Consider the following 17,861-nt stretch of genomic DNA (forward strand, 5'->3'; position numbering starts at 1 on the left):
GTGCCCACCCTACTAGAACCCGACCTCTAAGTTCCCGTTTGACATTCACCCGCCGATAGATAATAGTACGAGCGTTCGGATTTTTCGATTCACGCAGGGGATAGTCATCAACACTTCAGCCAAATTCATGCGCAAGGGCGAGCAGACGCGGGCGGCGATTCTCGATGTCGCACTCGAGCTGGCCAGCCGTAACGGCCTCGAAGGCCTGACGATCGGCCTGCTCGCCGATCGCATGAACATGAGTAAATCGGGCGTCTTCGCGCACTTCGGTTCGCGCGAGGATCTGCAGATGGAAGTGCTCAAGCTCTACCATCACCGTTTCGAGCAGGAAGTGTTTTACCCCAGTGTGAAAGAGCCGCGCGGCTTGCCGCGCCTGGAGTCGATGTTCGCGCGCTGGCTCAAGCGCGTGTCGGTCGAAATCGCGTCGGGCTGCATCTATATCAGCGGCGCGGTGGAGTACGATGACCGTCCGGGCCCGATCCGCGACGCGCTGGTGGCAATGGTGCGCGCCTGGCAGGGCGCCCTGCTGCGCGCCGTGCAGCAGAGTGTCGATGCCGGGGCCTTGCAGCCCGACACCGACCCGCAACAGCTGGTGTATGAAATGTACGGGCTGATCCTGGCCCTGCATCACGATGCGCGTTTCCTGCGTAGTCCCGGCGCCGTCGAACGCGCCCACCGCGGTTTCGCGCGGCTGATCGAGAATTACCGTAATCCCACTCAAGGCACCCAGGCGGGCTAAGTCCGCCTTCAGTCACAACACATTACCTTCGTCAGGAGAAAACCATGGGTCAGTACGTCGCGCCAATTCGGGATATGCAGTTCGTTCTGCACGAATTCCTCAACGTCACCGAAGAGTTCAAGAACTTGCCGGCGTACCAGGAAATCGACGCCGACATCATCAACCAGGTGCTGGAAGAAGGCGCGAAATTCACGCAGGAAGTACTGTTCCCGCTGAACCACTCCGGTGACCGCGAAGGCTGCCACTTCGACGCGGCGACCAAGACCGTCACCACCCCGAAGGGCTTCAAGGAAGCGTACAAGCAGTACGTCGAAGGCGGCTGGGCTGCGCTGGCCTGCGATCCGGAATACGGTGGCCAGGGCCTGCCGGTCTCGCTGAACAACTCGTTCTACGAAATGCTGAACTCGGCCAACCAGGCCTGGACCATGTACCCGGGCCTGTCGCACGGCGCCTACGAGTGCCTGAAGGAACACGGCACCGAAGAACAGAAGAAGTTCTACCTGCCGAAGCTGGTTTCGGGCGAATGGACCGGCACCATGTGCCTGACCGAAGCGCATTGCGGCACCGACCTGGGCCTGCTGCGCTCGAAAGCCGAACCGCAAGGCGACGGCACCTACAAGATTACCGGCTCGAAGATCTTCATCTCGGCCGGCGAACACGACGTGTCGGAAAACATCGTCCACCTGGTGCTGGCCCGCCTGCCGGACGCCCCTGAAGGCTCGAAGGGCATCTCGCTGTTCCTGGTCCCGAAATTCCTGCCGAACGCCGACGGTTCGATCGGCGAGCGCAACCCGATCTTCTGTGGCGCCATCGAAGAAAAGATGGGCATCCACGGCAACTCGACCTGCCAGATGAACCTGGACGGCGCCGTCGGCACCCTGATCGGCCAGCCGCACAAAGGCCTGAACGCGATGTTCGTGTTCATGAACGCCGCCCGCCTGGGCGTGGGCATGCAGTCGCTCGGCCTGACCGAAGTGGCTTACCAGAACGCCCTGGTCTACGCCAAAGACCGCATCCAGATGCGCTCGCTGTCGGGCCCGAAAGCACCGGACAAGCCGGCCGACCCGATCATCGTGCACCCGGACGTGCGCCGCATGTTGCTGACTGCCAAGGCCTACGCGGAAGGCGCGCGCGCGCTGACTTCGTACGTCGCGCTGCAGATCGACCGCGAACTGAACCACCCGGACGAAGAAGTGCGCAAGGAAGCCGCCGGCGAAGTCGCGCTGCTGACCCCGATCGTCAAGGCCTTCATCACTGACAACGGCTGGATCGCTACGTCGGAAGCCATGCAGGTGTACGGCGGCCACGGCTACATCGCCGAATGGGGCATGGAGCAGTACGTGCGTGACGCGCGCATCAACATGATCTACGAAGGCACCAACACCGTGCAGTCGCTGGACCTGCTGGGCCGCAAGATCCTGATGGACAACGGCGCCAAGCTGCGCGCCTTCGGCGAAAAGATCAAAGCCTTCGTCGAAGACAATGGCCTGGACGAATCGATGTCGGAATTCGTGAGCCCGCTGGGCGAGCTGGGCGAAAAAGTCACCAAGCTGACCATGGAAATCGGCATGAAGGCCTTCACCAACCAGGACGAAGTCGGCGCCGCTGCCGTGCCTTACCTGCGTGTAGTCGGTCACCTGGTGTTCTCCTACTTCTTCGCACAAATGGCGAAGATCGCCCTGGAGAAGAAAGATTCCGGCGACAAGTTCTACGAATCCAAGCTGCACACGGCGCGCTTCTACTTCGCTCGCCTGTACCCGGAAACCGCGATGCTGATCCGCCAGGCACGCTCGGGCGCAAGCAATCTGCTGGCGCTCGACGCCGACCTGTTCTAACCGCTTCTAGGGATAAAAACCATGACCAATTTCACCGTCAAGAAAGTCGCCGTCCTGGGCGCGGGCGTGATGGGCGCGCAGATCGCTGCGCACTGCGTCAACGCCAAGGTGCCTGTCGTTCTGTTCGACCTGCCGGCAAAAGAAGGTAACAAGAACGGCATCGTTCTGAAAGCCATCGAAGGCCTGAAGAAGCTGTCGCCTGCGCCGCTGGGCAACAAGGATGACGCTGCCCTGATCGAAGTCGCCAACTACGAAGACAACCTGGATGTCCTGGCTGGCTGCGACCTGATCATCGAAGCGATCGCCGAGCGCATGGACTGGAAGCACGACCTGTACAAGAAGGTCGCTCCGCACATCGCCCCGAACGCGATCTTCGCGTCCAACACCTCGGGCCTGTCGATCAACAAGCTGGCCGAAGGTTTCGACGACGAACTGAAGGCGCGCTTCTGCGGCGTGCACTTCTTCAACCCGCCGCGCTACATGCACCTGGTCGAACTGATCCCGACCACCTCGACGAAGCCGGAAATCCTCGACCAGCTCGAGACCTTCCTGACCTCGGTGCTGGGCAAGGGCGTGGTGCGTGCAAAGGACACCCCGAACTTCATCGCCAACCGCGTCGGCATCTTCGGCATGCTGGCCACCATCCACGAAGCCGAGAAATTCGGCCTGTCGGTGGACGTGGTCGACGACCTGACCGGCGCCAAGCTGGGCCGGGCGAAATCCGGCACCTTCCGCACCGCCGACGTCGTGGGCCTGGACACCATGGGCCACGTGATCAAGACCATGCAGGACACCCTGCAGGACGACCCCTTCTTCAGCCTGTACAAGACGCCTGACGTCCTGGCCAAGCTGATCGAGAAGGGCGCCCTGGGCCAGAAGACCGGCGGCGGCTTCTACAAGAAGGTCGGCAAGGACATCCAGCGCCTGGACTTCGCGACCGGCGAATACGTGCCGAGCGGCGCCAAGGCGGCCGACATCGTCGCGCGCATCCTGAAGGAAAAGGACCCGGTCAAGAAGTTCAAGGCCATGCGCGAATCGAGCAACCCGCAGGCGCAGTTCCTGTGGGCGATCTTCCGCGATGCCTTCCACTACATCGCGTTCCACCTGGATACCATCGCCGACAACGCGCGCGACGTCGACTTCGCGATGCGCTGGGGCTTCGGCTGGAGCGTCGGTCCGTTCGAGACCTGGCAAGCCGCCGGCTGGACGCAGATCGCCCAGTGGGTCAAGGAAGACATCGACGCCGGCAAGGCGCTGACCAACGCACCGCTGCCAGCCTGGGTGTTCGAAGGCCAGGTCGCGGAGAAGGGCGTGCATACCGCCGAGGGTTCGTACTCGGCCAGCCGCAACACCTATGTGCCGCGTTCGGACCTGCCGGTCTACCAGCGCCAGGAATTCCGCGCGCCGGTCGTGGGTGCGGGCGGTCTTGACGCGAAAACCGCCGGCACCACCGTGTTCGAGGACGACTCGGTGCGCCTGTGGCATACGGGCGACGAGGTCCTGATCATCTCGCTCAAGACCAAGATGCACGTCATCGGCGACGGCGTCATCAAGGGCATCCAGCGCGGCCTGAAGGAAGCGGAAGCCAACTTCAAGGGCCTGGTGATCTGGAACACCGACGCCACCGAAGGCGGGGCCTTCTCGGCCGGCGCCGACCTGCAATCGGCCCTGCCGGCCTTCATGACCGGCGGCGCGAAAGCGATGGAGCCGATCGTCAAGGAACTGCAGGACACCTTCATGCAGATGAAGTACTCGAACGTTCCGGTCGTGGCGGCGGTTGCCGGCCTGGCCCTGGGCGGCGGCTGCGAGATGGCCCTGCACGCGTCGAAGCGCGTGGCCTCGATCGAGTCCTACATCGGCCTGGTCGAAGTCGGCGTGGGCCTGGTGCCTGCCGGCGGCGGCCTGAAGGAAGCGGCAGTGCGCGCCTTCACCGAAGCCAAGGGCAACGACATCCTGCAATTCCTGAAGACCGGTTTCACCAACGCGGCCACCGCGCAGGTGTCGAAGTCGGCCCTGGAAGCAAAGGCGATGGGTTACCTGAAGGAAGACGACATCATCGTCTTCAACCCCTACGAACTGCTGCACGTGGCGAAGGTCACCGCGCGCTCGATGTTCGACGCCGGCTACCGCGCGCCGCTGCAGCGCCCGGTGACCGTGACCGGCCGCTACGGCTGGGCGACCATCCGCGGCCAGCTGGTCAACATGCGTGACGGCGGCTTCATCTCGGCCTACGACTACCACCTGGGCGACACCATCGCCGAGATCGTGACCGGCGGCGACGTCGACCAGGGCAGCGTGGTGTCCGAGCAGTGGCTGCTGGACATGGAACGCAAGGCCTTCATCTCGCTGCTGAACAACCCGAAGACGCAAGAGCGGATCATGGGCATGATGCAGACCGGCAAGCCGGTGCGCAACTAACGCTGAACAGACAGGACGACCAACATGAGCAAACAACTTCAAGACGCATACATCGTCGCAGCGACCCGCACCCCGATCGGCAAGGCGCCGCGCGGCATGTTCAACAAGACCCGCCCGGACGACCTGCTGGTCGCCGCGATCAAGGGCGCCATGGCCGCCGTGCCGAACCTGGACCCGGCCCTGATCGTCGACGCCATCGTCGGCTGCTCGTTCCCGGAAGCGGAGCAGGGCTTCAACATCGCCCGTAACTCGGTGGTGCTGGCCGGCCTGCCGAACACCGTCGGCGGCGTGACCGTCAATCGCTACTGCGCTTCGGGCATCACCGCCCTGGCCATGGCGGCGGACCGCATCCGCGTCGGCGAAGCCGACGTGATGATCGCCGGCGGCGTCGAATCGATGTCGATGGTCCCGATGATGGGCCACCACCCGTCGATCAACATGGAGACCTTCAGGGACGAGAACGTGGGCCTGGCCTACGGCATGGGCCTGACCGCCGAAAAGGTGGCGCAGCAGTGGAAAGTGTCGCGCGAAGACCAGGACGCCTTCGGCCTGGAATCGCACCGCCGCGCCATCGCTGCCCAGCAGGCGGGCCTGTTCAAGGACGAGATCACCCCGGTCGAGATCGTCACCCGCACGCCGAACCTGGCCACCGGTGAAGTCTCGGTCAAGCGCCGCACGGTCGACGCCGACGAAGGCCCGCGCGCCGACGCCAGCATGGAGTCGATGGCGAAACTGAAGCCGGTCTTCGCCGCCAAGGGCACCGTCACCGCCGCGACCTCGTCGCAGATGTCGGACGGCGCCGGCGCCCTGATCGTCGTCAGCGAGAAGATCCTGAAGGAACACAACCTGACCCCGCTGGCCAAGTTCTCCTCGTTCGCCGTGCGCGGCGTGCCGCCGGAGATCATGGGCATCGGTCCGAAGGTCGCGATTCCTGCCGCCCTGGCTGCCGCCGGCATCACCCAGGACCAGCTGGACTGGATCGAGCTGAACGAAGCCTTCGCCGCCCAGGCGCTGGCCGTGATCCGCGACCTGGGCCTCGACACCAGCAAGGTCAACCCGATGGGCGGCGCGATCGCCCTGGGCCACCCGCTGGGCGCGACCGGCGCGATCCGCGCCGCGACCGTCGTGCACGCACTGCGCCGCAACAACCTGAAGTACGGCATGGTGACAATGTGCGTCGGCGCCGGCATGGGCGCGGCTGGTATCATCGAGCGCGTTTAATTTCGATAGCGGCCGTATCGACGTGTGCGTTGATGCGGCCTTTACCTATCACCGCGTGGGCACAGGTGCCCACCCTACATGAGACGGTTTCGTAGGGTGGGCACCTGTGCCCACGCTGTCTTTCGTGCCCCAAAACACCCCGGAGACTGAAAAATGACGATCCAGACGAACAAAGAAAACGGCATCCTCACCATCGAATTCAACCGCCTCGAGCGCAAGAACGCGATCACCGGCGCCATGTACCAGACCATGGCCGACGCGCTGAAGGACGCCGACCAGGACCCGGCCGTGCGCGCCGTCCTGATCACCGGCAAGCCCGAGATCTTCACCGCCGGTAACGACCTCGACGATTTCCTGAACAACGTCGGCGAAGGTGCAATGACCGAAGACCGCCCGGTGTTCCAGTTCATGCGTGCACTGGAAGGCTGCACCAAGCCGGTCGTCGCCGCCGTCGCCGGCGCCGCCGTCGGCATCGGCACCACGATGCTGATGCACTGCGACCTGGTCTATGCCGCCGACAACGCGAAATTCTCGATGCCCTTCACCCAGCTCGGCCTGTGCCCGGAATTCGCCTCGTCCCTGCTGGTCGCGCAGACCGCCGGCTACACCCGCGCCGCCGAAAAGCTGATGCTGGGCGAAGCGTTCAGCGCCCAGGAAGCCTTCGAGATGGGCATCGTCGCCCGCGTGCTGCCGGCCGCAGAACTGCTGGCCTTCGCCCAGGCGCAAGCCGCGAAGCTGGTCGCCCTGCCGGCCGCCTCGATCCGCGCCACCAAGGCCCTGATGAAGCGCCCGCGCGCGGCCGTCGTCGCCGAGACGATGGGCGTCGAGAACAAGCAGTTCAGCGCCATGCTGGTCGGCCCGGAGGCGAAGGAAGCGTTTACCGCCTTCTTCCAGAAGCGCAAGCCGGACTTTTCGAAGTTCGACTGATGTAGTAATCGGTGTAGCAAAGACTGCCTCGCCTGTGCGGCCAGGCGGTCTTTGCAGGGCCGGGTCAGCCGTGCCGCGAACCGTCGCTCAGGCGCTCGGCGATGAGGCCGGTGGCGACGGCCTGCAGCACGTGGATGGCCCAGCGCTCGCCGGCCTTGCGCGGCCCGGCCTCGATCTCGCCTTCGGTAATGCCGAGGACAGGGGCGATCGCGCCGATATTCACGGCATACAGCGCCGTGCCATACAGCGTCCCGAGTGCCAGCGGGGATAACCCGGGTGCGCGTTCGCGCAGTGCCGGCCAGGCGGCGCCGAAGGCCGCCGAGGCGCCGAGATGATTGACGAACTCGAGCGCACTGGTGCCGGCATCCCCAATTTTTTCGCGGGAATCGGCTACCTCGTCGATCCAGTCGACCGCATCCCGGTCTAGCGTCTTCGTCAAGATGCCGCTCTTGCGGCCGGCCAGCATGACGACACTGGTCAGTACGCCCGCGATCAGGCCGCCGACAATGGCTGCTTGTTGTTTTTGCATGAGAAAACTCCGCTGAAGGTCCTGCATGGTTGGAAACAGGACGATACCCATGCAGCTCGTCCCGGATCGGTTCGGTACAACACGCACATCGCGCAAACCCAGAAGAATCCTCTCGCAAATATTTCCAGCAGTTATCATATGTATCTTTCGGTAAACCTTTTCACTGCTCGGGTCCGCACTCGGCGCTAGCCGGTCTATACTGGCACCCAATCCGTATTGACACAGACAGGCGCGGCGCCGGCCGCCACGCCCAGGAGATCCATTAACCCATGCTTATCGGTCGCTACGATCCATCGCTCGTACTGGTCTCGGTCCTGGTCGCCGTGTTCGCGTCCTATACCGCGCTGAGCGTGGCCGGCCGCGTCAAGCAGGCGCACGGCTATGCCAGCTGGGCCTGGACCGCCGGCGGCGCGCTGGCGATGGGCGGCGGCATCTGGGCCATGCACTTCATCGGCATGCTGGCCTTCCACCTGCCGATCCCGCTCGGCTACGACCTGTCGCTCACCGTGCTGTCGCTTCTGCTGCCGATCCTGGTCTGCGGCATGGCGCTGTGGCAGCTGCGTGCGCCCGTCCTCGCGCCGCGCCACCTGGCCTCGAGCGCGCTCCTGACGGGCGTGGGCATCAATGCGATGCACTACACCGGCATGGCCGCCATGCGCATGGCCCCAGGCATCGAATACGACCCGCTGCTGTTCGCGCTGTCGGTGCTGATCGCCGTCGCCGCCTCGGCCGGCGCGTTGTGGATCGCCTTCCGCCTGCGCCAGGGCGCGTCCGGCGCCTGGCTGGTCCAGCTTGCCGCCGCGCTGGTGATGGGTTTCGCCGTCGCCGGCATGCACTACACCGGCATGGCGGCCGCGCGCTTCCCGGCCGGCAGCGTCTGCCTGGCCGCCGACGGCTGGATCAATCCGCGCAACCTGGCGCTGATCGTCACCGTCGTCATCGTCGGCATCCTGCTGGTGGCCCTGCTGGTGTCGGTCTACGATGCGCGCCTGCAGGCGCGCGCGGCCAGCCTGGACGCCTCGCTGGCGATCGCGGAGGAGCGCAGGACGCTTTACCTGCACGAAGTCGAGGCGCGCGTCGAGGCCGAGCGCATGAACCAGCTGAAGGACGAATTCCTGTCGACCGTCTCGCACGAGCTGCGCACCCCCCTCAACGCGATCCTCGGCTGGTCGCAGCTGCTGGGGAAGGGACCGGTCGGCGACGAGATGCTGCGCAAGGGCCTGGAGACGATCGAGCGCAACGCGCGCGCCCAGGCCCAGCTGGTCGACGACCTGCTCGACATGAGCCGCATCCTGTCGGGCAAGGTCAGGCTCGACCTGCAGCCGGTACGCCCCGCCGAATTCGTCGGCACGGTGGTCGAATCGCTGGGGCCGACCGCGCTCGCCAAGCGCATCCGCCTCGACGCCGAGCTCGACCAGGAGGCCGGCCCGGTGCTGGCCGACAGCGGCCGCATGCAGCAGGTGATGTGGAACCTGGTGTCGAACGCGATCAAGTTCACCCCAGCCGGCGGCGCGGTCGAGGTGGCGCTGTGGCGCGAGGACGAGCAGGTCGCAATACGCGTGCGCGATACCGGCGCCGGCATCCGCGCCGACTTCCTGCCCTACGTGTTCGACCGCTTCCGCCAGAGCGACACCTCGACCACGCGCCAGCACGGCGGCCTCGGGCTCGGCCTGTCGATCGTGCGCCAGCTGGTCGAGCTGCATGGCGGCACGGTCGGCGTCGACAGCGCCGGCGAAGGGCAGGGCGCGACCTTCACGGTGCGCCTGCCGCTGCAGCCGGCGCTGCCCCAATGGGCACAGGCGCCCGATGCGGCGCCCGGCGAGGCGCAGGCGGCCGGTGTGCAGGCGCCGCTGCCCGACCTCTCCGGCACGACCATCCTCGCGCTCGACGACGACGCCGATTCGCTCGACGTGGTGCGCACGGTCCTGCAGGGCGCCGGGGCCGAGGTGATTGCCGCCGTCTCGCCGCTGGACGCATTGCGCCTGCTGCAGGAGCGGCGGCCGCAGCTCCTGGTCAGCGACATCGGCATGCCCGACATGGACGGCTTCGAGCTGATCCGCCGCGTGCGCGCGCTCGCCGACAACCAGCTGTGCATGGTGCCGGCGCTGGCGCTGTCGGCCTTCGCGCGCAAGGAAGACCGCGAGCGCGCCTTTGCCTGCGGCTTCACCGACTACATCGTCAAGCCGGTCACGCCGGCGCTGCTGGTGGAGGCGGTGGCCGCCCTGCTCGACGCGGGCGCGCGCAGCGCCGCCGCGCTCGACGCCACGCGGCCGTAAGCCTGCGTCATATTTACCTGTCCTTACGCCGCCACGCAACAGCGGCGCCGGCCAGCGGCCGCGCCGTCGCGCCCGCATGCGATAGCTGTTCCCCTTGGGCAAGAAAGAAACGATAATCCCTGCTTCCCGCGCTGAACCACAGGAGAAGCAAGTGCAAGACCACGACCACGACACCAAGGACAACCAACCCGCGAGCCCGGGCCGCCGGCGCATCTTCCAGGCCGCCGCCGCGGTCGGTCTCGGCGGCACGCTGCCGGCTGCCGCCGAGGCCGCGGCGGCGCCGAAGCGTGCCGCCAGGCCGGCCGCCTCGCTCGACGCCAAGCTCAAGGCGAACGTCAAGAACGTGGTCGTGATCTACCTCGAAAACCGCAGCTTCAACAACCTGTTCGCCAACTTCCCGGGCCTGGCCGCGCCGCTGCCGGCCAGCGCGCCGCCGCAGAAGGACCGCGACGGCTCGGTCCTGCCGGCCTTGCCGAAGGTCTGGGGCGGCATGGTGCCGGGACGCCAGGACATCGGCGGCAAGGAATACCAGATCGGCGAGGACAAGATCGCCAACCTGCCGAACGCACCGTGGAAACTGGTCGACGGCGACGGCCAGCCGCTGCCGGAAGGCCTGGTCACGCGCGACCTGGTGCACAATTTCTATCACAACCAGATGCAGATCAACGGCGGCAAGAACGACGGTTTCGTCGCCTGGGGCGATTCCGGCGCGCTGGTGATGGGCTACTACGGCGAGACCGAGAAGCACCTGGGCCTGTGGCAGATCGCGCGCGAGTACACGCTGTGCGACAACTTCTTCATGGGCGCCTTCGGCGGCTCCTACCTGAACCACCAGTTCCTGATCAGCGGCCGCACGCCGGAATTTTTCAACGCCGCCGAGACCCCGGCGAAGAAGAAGATCGCGGTGTTGGAAGACGGCCCGCAGGGCAGCCGCCTGGCGGTGGCGCCGGATTCGCCGAAGAGCGCGCTGGACGGCAAGCCGAAGTTCGTGCATTCCGGCGCGATCACTCCGGACGGGTATGCCGTGAATACCATGGCGCCGCCCTACCAGCCGAGCTGGGTGCGCCCGGCGCCGGGCGGCGACGCCAACATCGCCGACCCGAACGACCCGTCGGTGCTGCCGCCGCAAAGCTACGACACCATCGGCGACCTGCTGTCGCGCACGAACGTCAGCTGGGCCTGGTATGGCGGCGCCTGGCAGGCGGCGATCGATGGCCGCGGCGCCGGTCAGCGCCCGAACTTCCAGCATCATCACCAGCCTTTCAACTATTTCAAGCAGTTCGCGCCGGGCACCAAAGCGCGCGCCGAACACCTGCGCGACGGCGGCCTGGGCGACAGCCCGATCTCGAACCGCTTCATCGCCGACGCGGTGGCCGGCAAGCTGCCGGCGGTCAGCTTCTACAAGCCGCAGGGCAACCTGAACCTGCACGCCGGCTACTCGGACATCGAATCGGGCGACGCCCACGTCGCCAACGTGATCGAGCACCTCAAGAAGTCGCCGCAGTGGAAGGACATGGTGGTGGTGATCACGTTCGACGAGAACGGCGGCTGGTGGGACCACGTGGCGCCGCCGCAAGGCGACCGCTGGGGCCCGGGTTCGCGCATTCCGGCGATCGTCGTCTCGCCGCACGCGAAGAAGGGCGCGGTCGACCACAATTTCTACGACACCACCTCGATCCTGCGCTTCATCACCCGCCTGCACGGCCTGCCGCAACTGGAAGGCCTGGCGGCGCGCGACGCCGCCTTCAAGGCGCGCGGCGCACGCGGACCGGGCGACCTGACGGCGGCCCTGAGCTTCCGCTGATCCTCGACACCTTTTGACTCCCATGGCCGGCCGGGCTTCCCGTGCCGGCCATTTTTTTTTGCGCGCGACGTCAAAAAATTGCCGAGCGGCTAACGCGCGCTGGCGTCGAAAACGCGGCGATACACTCCTTTTCGGCTCGGTTGTCGTTCCATTACCGCCTTCGCGGTGTGGGCGGCAGACAGGCATGCGATGTCATTTGAACAGGAGCACCGGCACAGGAGACGTGATGCCGGCTCCATCCCCAACCAAGGAGAGCATCATGCAAAAAAACAAGGTATTGAAAGGACTGCTCGCCGTGTCGGCAGTAGCGGCCATGCTCGGCGCCCATGGCGTCCAGGCTCAGACCACCTCCACCACCCCGAGCGCCACCGAACTGCAAAGCCAGCAGGGCCAGGCCGGCCAGAACCTGGCGGGCAAGTCGGCCCGTGACGGCGCGGTCGACAACACCAACAGCCAGGGCATGGAAGACCGCAGCGGCCAGGTCGGCTCCAGCACCGCCGGCCAGACCGGCAGCTCCTCGTCGACCTCTTCCTCGCACGGCGCGGCTCACCAGAGCGGCAGCACCAGCGGCAGCGCCGGCATGAGCGGCAGCACCGGCACCGGCGCGGCCGGCATGTCGAGCCAGTCCTCGGGCGCCTCGGGCGCGGCCGGCGCCACCGGCAGCTCGACCCTGAGCAAGGCCGACAGCAAGGGCATCACCGACATGGCGATGGTGAACATGGCCGAGATCGAAATGGGCAAGCTGGCGCAAAGCAAGAGCCAGAACCAGGAAGTGAAGACCTACGCCCAGCAGATGATCGACGACCACACCAAGGCGCTGCAGGAAGTGCAGACCGTGGCCCAGGCCAAGGGCGTGACCCTGCCGACCGAGCTCGACGCCAAGCACAAGGCCATGTCGGCCAAGCTGGAAAAGCTTAGCGGCGATGCGTTCGACCGCGAGTACATGAAGGTCGGCGGCGTGGCTTCGCACAAGGAAGCGCACAAGCTGCTGCAGAAGAACCAGAAGTCCGCCAAGGATCCTGAAGTCAAGGGCCTGGCCACCAAGATGATGCCGACCGTCGAGCAGCACCTGAAGGCCGCGCAGCAGATGCCGGCTGCGAAGTCGGGCACCACTTCGGGCAAGTAAGCGGGCAACTAAGCGGGCAACTAAGCAGGCAAATAAGCAGGCAAATAAGCGGGCAAATAAGCCGTCCGCATCGGGAGGCGGGCTGTCGCGAGACGGCCTGCCTGCCCGTTCTTCCGCGGCCGCACGGCGGCGTTCTCCCCGTCATGCGCCTGGCGTATACTTCCGGGCATGACGATCAATCGCTGCAGCTGGGCCAACCCGGCCAATCCCCGCTACCTCGACTACCACGACCACGAGTGGGGCACGCCCTGCCATGACGAGCGCCGCCTGTTCGAGATGCTCAACCTCGAGGGCGCCCAGGCCGGCCTGTCCTGGGAAACCATCCTCAACAAGCGCGAGAGCTACCGCGCCGCCTTCGACGATTGGGACCCGGAAAAGATCGCGCGTTACGACGACGCCAAGGTCGCCGCGCTGCTGGCCAACCCGGGCATCGTGCGCAACCGCCTGAAGGTGGCGGCGGCGATCGGCAACGCCAGGGCCTACCTGGCGCTGCGTGACGAAGGACAGACCCTGGACAGCTACCTGTGGGCCTGGGTCGACGGCACACCGATCGTCGGCGACTGGAGCGCGGGTACGCGTCCCAGCAAGACCGCGCTGTCCGACCGCATCTCGAAGGACCTGTCGAAACGCGGCTTCAAGTTCGTCGGCTCGACCATCGTCTACGCTTACATGCAGGGCATCGGCATGGTCGACGACCACGCGCCGCACTGCTTCCGTTACGCGGGAGCGGCGTGACATCCGCAGTCAACCGGTTCTCGCCGGCGGCGTCCTGGCGGGGCCGCGAACGCTACACCGTGCTGCACACGCAGTACGGCGACGGCGCCGCGGTCGCCGCGCTGATCGACGCCCGGCGCGCCGACCCGGCCCGGCCCGCGCGCCTGCACATCGTCGCGCTCACGCAAGGGCTGCTGCCGGGTTTCCACCGCATTCCGCAAGCTGACGATGCCGTCACGCTCGACCTCCTGTGTGCGCCGCTGGAAACGGCCCTGGCCCAGCTGGCGGCGCGCATCGACTGTGCGTATCTGGACGGGGTGCAGGGCAGCGGTTTCGCCCGTGCGCTGGCGCGCCTCGCCGCCGCCGATGCGGTCCTGCACGCCGATGCACTCGCCGACGAGCAGGTCGCCGCGCTCACCGCCCAGGGCTTCGTGTTCGACGCAGACAGGCGCAGCGCGCGCTTTGCCAGCCGCAAGCCGCGTCCGCCCTTGACGCCGGTGCCGCCGCGGCATGCGGTCGTGATCGGCGCCGGCCTGGCCGGCTGCGCGGCCGCGCACAAGCTGTGCGCGCGCGGCTGGCAGGTGACCCTGGTCGAGCGCCATCCGCGCGTCGCCATGGAAGCCTCGGGCAACCTGGCCGGCATCTTCATGCCGCTGCTATCGAAAGACGACAACATCCCGACGCGCCTGACGCGCGCCGCCTACCTGTACGCGCTGCGCTACTGGGACAGCATCGGCGGCATCGGGCGCGCGATCGAGGGCGCGGCCTGCGGCGTGATGCAGCTGGCGCGCGACGCCGACCATGCGCGGGTGTCGCGCACGATTGCCGCGGCCGGCGCCTATCCGGCGGAATTCGCCGCGTGGCTGGAAGGGCCTGAAGCGCAGGCGCTGCTCGGCCTGCCGGCGCCGGATGGCGCCTGGCTGTTCCGCCAGGGCGGCTGGGCGCGGCCGGGGAGCGTCTGCGCGGCCATGCTCGATGCCTGCGGCGCGCGCCTGGTGCAGCGCTTCGATGCGGGCAGCGTACGCCTCGAACGAAGCGATGACGAGTGGCTGGTGCGCGGGGAAGACGGCGCGGTGGTCGCCCAGGCCCCGACCGTGGTGCTGGCCGGCGGCGCGGCGTCGACCCGGTTCGCACAGGCCGCCCGGCTGCCGCTGGCGGCGCTGCGCGGCCAGGTGACCCACCTGGACGCCGCCACGCTGCCGGCGCTGCCCTTCGTGCTGTGCCGCGAAGCCTACCTGACCCCGGCGGCGAACGGCTTGGCCTGCGCCGGCGCCACCTACGACCTCGACGCGGACCCAGGCTTGCGCACGGCCAGCCAGCAGGAAAACATCGCGCGCCTGCAGGCGCTGGTGTCCGATCCGGAAGCGGGCGCCGGCGCGCCCCTGCAAGGCAGGGTGGGTTTTCGCAGCGTGGCGCCGGACCGCCTGCCGCTGGTGGGCGCGCTGCCCGATTTCGAGGCCGCCGGCACGACCGAGCGCTTGCGCGACGTGCCGCGCCACCCCGGCCTGCACGGCCTGCTCGGCTATGCCTCGCGCGGCCTGATCTGGGCGCCGCTGTGCGCGGAACTGTTGGCCGCGAAGCTGGAAAACGAGCCGCTGCCGCTGGAGGCGGCGCTGGTCGATGCCCTCGATCCGGCGCGTTTTGTGTTGCGTGCACGCCGCAGCAGCCGCGTTCCGCAGGGTTCGCAGCTGGAATAAGCGCTGTCTGCGTGCGCGCAAGGCGGCGATGGTGCTGTCCGTGCGTATAATTGGCGTATGGCAATTTTTGCGCCGGAAGGAGGGCGCCGGCGCATGGACGACACCCCACATTCCCAGCAGCTCGCGCTGTTTCTCGCCTCGACCGCGCACGACATGAAGAACTCGATCAGCGTGCTCTCGGGCACGCTCGAGCGCCTGCTCGACGGCGCCTCGCCCGAGACCGAGCAGGCCTATCCGCAAATGGCGCAGATGCTGTACCAGACGCGCCGCCTGAACGACAACCTGATGCAGCTGCTGGCCCTGTATAAACGGGTCGGCCAGCCGGAATACCCGTTCGACGTGCAGCCGATCGCGGCAGGCGAACTGGCGGAGCAGGTGGCGGCCCTGAGCCGGGTGCTGCTGCAGGCGCGCGGCATCGGGTTCGAGGTCGAGGTCGACCCCGAGCTGATCTGGCACCTGGACGAGGACCTGATCGTCGGCGTGGTATCGCATGCCGTCAACAACGCGGTGAACTACACGCGCGACCGGGTCCGCCTGGCCCTGCGCCAGGAGGGCGAGCTGCTCGAGATCCGCGTCGAGGACAACGGCGACGGCTACCCGCAGGCCCTGCTGGACGCCGGCTCCGCGGCCCTGAGCGGCGTCGCCAGCGGCGTCAACTTCCAGACCAACAGCGCCGGTCTCGGCCTGTATTTCGCGCGCGAGGTCGCGCGCATGCACCGCCACCGCGGCCGCACGGGCAGCGTCCACCTTGAGAACGGCGGGCAGCTCGGCGGCGGCTGCTTCGTGCTGACCCTGCCATGAATGCGCCGCAAAATCCGCCCGTGAGTAGTCACGATGAGCGCCCCAATGAGCGGCCCAATGAGCGCCCTAACGAGCGCCCCACTGCGCAGCCTGCCGAGCGCAAGGCCGAGCAGATCGACTGGGCCGGCAAGAACTACCTCGTGGTCGACGACTTCATCGGCGTGCGCCAGCTGCTGCGCGAAAGCCTGCGCAACCTGGGCGCACGCAACATCGACCAGGCGTCCAGCGGCGGCGAGGCGATCGGCCTGCTGGCGAAACTGCGCTACGACGTCGTGCTGTGCGACTTCAACCTGGGCGACGGCAAGAACGGCCAGCAGGTGCTGGAGGAAGCGCGGGTGCGCAACCTGCTGCTGCCATCAAGCGTGTGGATGATGGTGTCGGCCGAAAAAAGCGTCGAGTCGGTGATGGGCGCGGCCGAGCACCAGCCGGACGCCTACCTGGTGAAACCGATCACCGAAGGCGTGCTGCTCACGCGCCTGAACCGCGCCTGGCACCGCAAGCAGGTGTTCCGCCCGATCGACCAGGCCTATGCCGAGAAGGACTACCTGCGCGCGGCGCGCCTGTGCGACGAGCAGATCGCCGCCAGCCGCGTGCACGAGATCGAGCTGCTGCGCATGAAGGCGCGCCTGATGGAGAAGAGCGGCGAGCCGGAACGGGCGCGCGAGGCCTACGAGCGCGTGCTGGCCCAGCGCGAATACCAGTGGGCGCGCGCCGGCCTGGCGAAGATACGCATGGCCAACGGCGAACTGGAACAGGCGCGCCAGATGTTCCTCGGCGTGATCGCCGAGAACCGCTACTACATCGACGCCTACGACCAGCTGGCCCAGGTCTACCAGGGCATGGGCAAGCTGGAGGAGGCCTGCTCGATCCTGGAGCGCGCGGCGAAGCTGTCGCCGAATTCGGTGCCGCGCCAGCGCAACCTGGGCAAGATCTGCCTGAAGCTGGGCAACGTCGGCATGGCCGAGAAGGCCTTCCGCAAGTGCATCTCGGTCGGCGAGTACTCGGTGCGCAAGACGCCCGACGCCTACCTCGGGCTGGCGCGCGTGTGCGGGCTGAAGAACGACCCGAAAGAGGCGCTGGTGCACCTCGGTGCGGCGCAGCGCGAGTTCGGCGCCGAGCATGCCGACATCGGCCTGCGCGCCAAGATCACCGAGGGCCTGGTCTACCACGAGAGCGGCGACTACCGCCTCGCGCGCAAGGCCGGCGACGAGCTCGAGGCCTTGCTGAACGCGCGTCCCGAGCGGCCCGACGTGGCGACCTGCCTGGAGATGGCGACCCTGCTGTTTGCCGTCGGCGTGAAGGACGCGCCGGTCGAGCTGCTGTGCTACGTCACCCGCAACAACCACGACAACGCGGTGCTGCTCGACGAGGTGCAGGCGATCTTCGCCAAGGCGCGCATGGCCGACGAGGGCGAGGAGCTGATCCGCGCCGCGAAGAAGCAGGCCTCGGACCTGATGAACCAGGGCGTGCTGCTCTGGAAGACGGGCAAGCTGGGCGAGGCCGTCAAATGGATGCGCAACGCACGCCAGAAACTGCCGAACAACCAGCGCATCCTGTTCAACGCGGCCCAGGTGCTGGTCTCGCACATGCGCGAAAAAGGCTATGCCGAACTGCTCGCCGCCGAGGCGCACGAAGTGCTGACCCACGTCGACCGCCTGCAGCCGGGGCAGCAGCGCTTCGCGCAGCTGATGGAGCAGCTGGCGGCGCTGACGCCGAAGCAGGAAGCTCAGGAACCGGAGTCCGCAACGTCGGATGACACCGCGGCCTGACCGAA

13 protein-coding genes are annotated in these 17,861 nt (G+C 66.9%); 12 read left to right on the forward strand and 1 reads right to left on the reverse strand.

The genetic code is table 11. The features are described from left to right. Window positions 1–127: 127 nt before the first annotated feature. The 5 genes from ACFOPH_RS21385 to ACFOPH_RS21405 all read left to right on the forward strand — a co-directional run bounded on the left by ACFOPH_RS21385 (window position 128) and on the right by ACFOPH_RS21405 (window position 7,140). On the forward strand, window positions 128–739 hold the full coding sequence (locus ACFOPH_RS21385; protein ID WP_312551547.1) for a TetR/AcrR family transcriptional regulator: 612 nt from the start codon (window positions 128–130) through the stop codon (window positions 737–739). Window positions 740–783: 44 nt separating this feature from the next. Beyond that, the gene (locus tag ACFOPH_RS21390; protein WP_379737174.1) at window positions 784–2,574 is read left to right on the forward strand and encodes an acyl-CoA dehydrogenase C-terminal domain-containing protein; all 1,791 of its coding nucleotides are present in this window, start codon (window positions 784–786) and stop codon (window positions 2,572–2,574) included. A gap of 21 nt (window positions 2,575–2,595) precedes the next feature. Next, window positions 2,596–4,992 carry a 3-hydroxyacyl-CoA dehydrogenase/enoyl-CoA hydratase family protein gene (locus ACFOPH_RS21395; RefSeq protein ID WP_312551543.1) on the forward strand — a complete coding sequence of 799 codons (2,397 nt, stop codon included), beginning with the start codon at window positions 2,596–2,598 and terminating at the stop codon, window positions 4,990–4,992. Between the two features lie 24 nt (window positions 4,993–5,016). Then, window positions 5,017–6,213 carry an acetyl-CoA C-acyltransferase gene (locus ACFOPH_RS21400; protein WP_312551541.1) on the forward strand — a complete coding sequence of 399 codons (1,197 nt, stop codon included), beginning with the start codon at window positions 5,017–5,019 and terminating at the stop codon, window positions 6,211–6,213. Window positions 6,214–6,366: 153 nt separating this feature from the next. Continuing rightward, complete coding sequence (locus tag ACFOPH_RS21405) at window positions 6,367–7,140, forward strand: enoyl-CoA hydratase (RefSeq protein ID WP_379737175.1); 774 nt, start codon at window positions 6,367–6,369, stop codon at window positions 7,138–7,140. A gap of 64 nt (window positions 7,141–7,204) precedes the next feature. Here ACFOPH_RS21405 and ACFOPH_RS21410 read toward each other — a convergent pair whose 3' ends face one another. After that, a complete protein-coding gene (locus ACFOPH_RS21410) occupies window positions 7,205–7,720 on the reverse strand; it encodes a hypothetical protein (protein ID WP_312551538.1) in 516 nt (171 codons plus the stop codon). Between the two features lie 218 nt (window positions 7,721–7,938). On the opposite strand from ACFOPH_RS21410, the gene ACFOPH_RS21415 reads away from it, so the two are divergent. The 7 genes from ACFOPH_RS21415 to ACFOPH_RS21445 all read left to right on the forward strand — a co-directional run bounded on the left by ACFOPH_RS21415 (window position 7,939) and on the right by ACFOPH_RS21445 (window position 17,856). Continuing rightward, window positions 7,939–9,945 carry an MHYT domain-containing protein gene (locus ACFOPH_RS21415; RefSeq protein WP_379737176.1) on the forward strand — a complete coding sequence of 669 codons (2,007 nt, stop codon included), beginning with the start codon at window positions 7,939–7,941 and terminating at the stop codon, window positions 9,943–9,945. A gap of 151 nt (window positions 9,946–10,096) precedes the next feature. Then, window positions 10,097–11,749 (forward strand): acid phosphatase, encoded by a 1,653-nt coding sequence (locus ACFOPH_RS21420; RefSeq protein ID WP_379737177.1) that lies wholly within the window; start codon window positions 10,097–10,099, stop codon window positions 11,747–11,749. A 259-nt stretch (window positions 11,750–12,008) separates the two neighbouring features. Beyond that, window positions 12,009–12,875, forward strand: coding sequence for a DUF4142 domain-containing protein (locus ACFOPH_RS21425; RefSeq protein WP_379737178.1), 867 nt, complete (start codon window positions 12,009–12,011; stop codon window positions 12,873–12,875). Between the two features lie 168 nt (window positions 12,876–13,043). Next, entirely contained in the window at window positions 13,044–13,610 is a 567-nt protein-coding gene (locus ACFOPH_RS21430) for a DNA-3-methyladenine glycosylase I (protein WP_379737179.1), read from the forward strand. Next, a complete protein-coding gene (gene mnmC, locus ACFOPH_RS21435; protein ID WP_379737180.1) occupies window positions 13,607–15,286 on the forward strand; it encodes an FAD-dependent 5-carboxymethylaminomethyl-2-thiouridine(34) oxidoreductase MnmC in 1,680 nt (559 codons plus the stop codon). The genes ACFOPH_RS21430 and mnmC overlap by 4 nt, the downstream gene beginning before the upstream one ends. A 93-nt stretch (window positions 15,287–15,379) precedes the next feature. Beyond that, window positions 15,380–16,087 carry a sensor histidine kinase gene (locus tag ACFOPH_RS21440; RefSeq protein WP_312552683.1) on the forward strand — a complete coding sequence of 236 codons (708 nt, stop codon included), beginning with the start codon at window positions 15,380–15,382 and terminating at the stop codon, window positions 16,085–16,087. Continuing rightward, entirely contained in the window at window positions 16,084–17,856 is a 1,773-nt protein-coding gene (locus tag ACFOPH_RS21445) for a response regulator (protein ID WP_379737181.1), read from the forward strand. The genes ACFOPH_RS21440 and ACFOPH_RS21445 overlap by 4 nt, the downstream gene beginning before the upstream one ends. The last annotated feature ends 5 nt before the right edge of the window (window positions 17,857–17,861 follow it).

Origin of the sequence: Massilia haematophila, assembly GCF_042647645.1 — a bacterium.
In the GTDB taxonomy this organism is placed as follows: domain Bacteria; phylum Pseudomonadota; class Gammaproteobacteria; order Burkholderiales; family Burkholderiaceae_D; genus Telluria; species Telluria haematophila.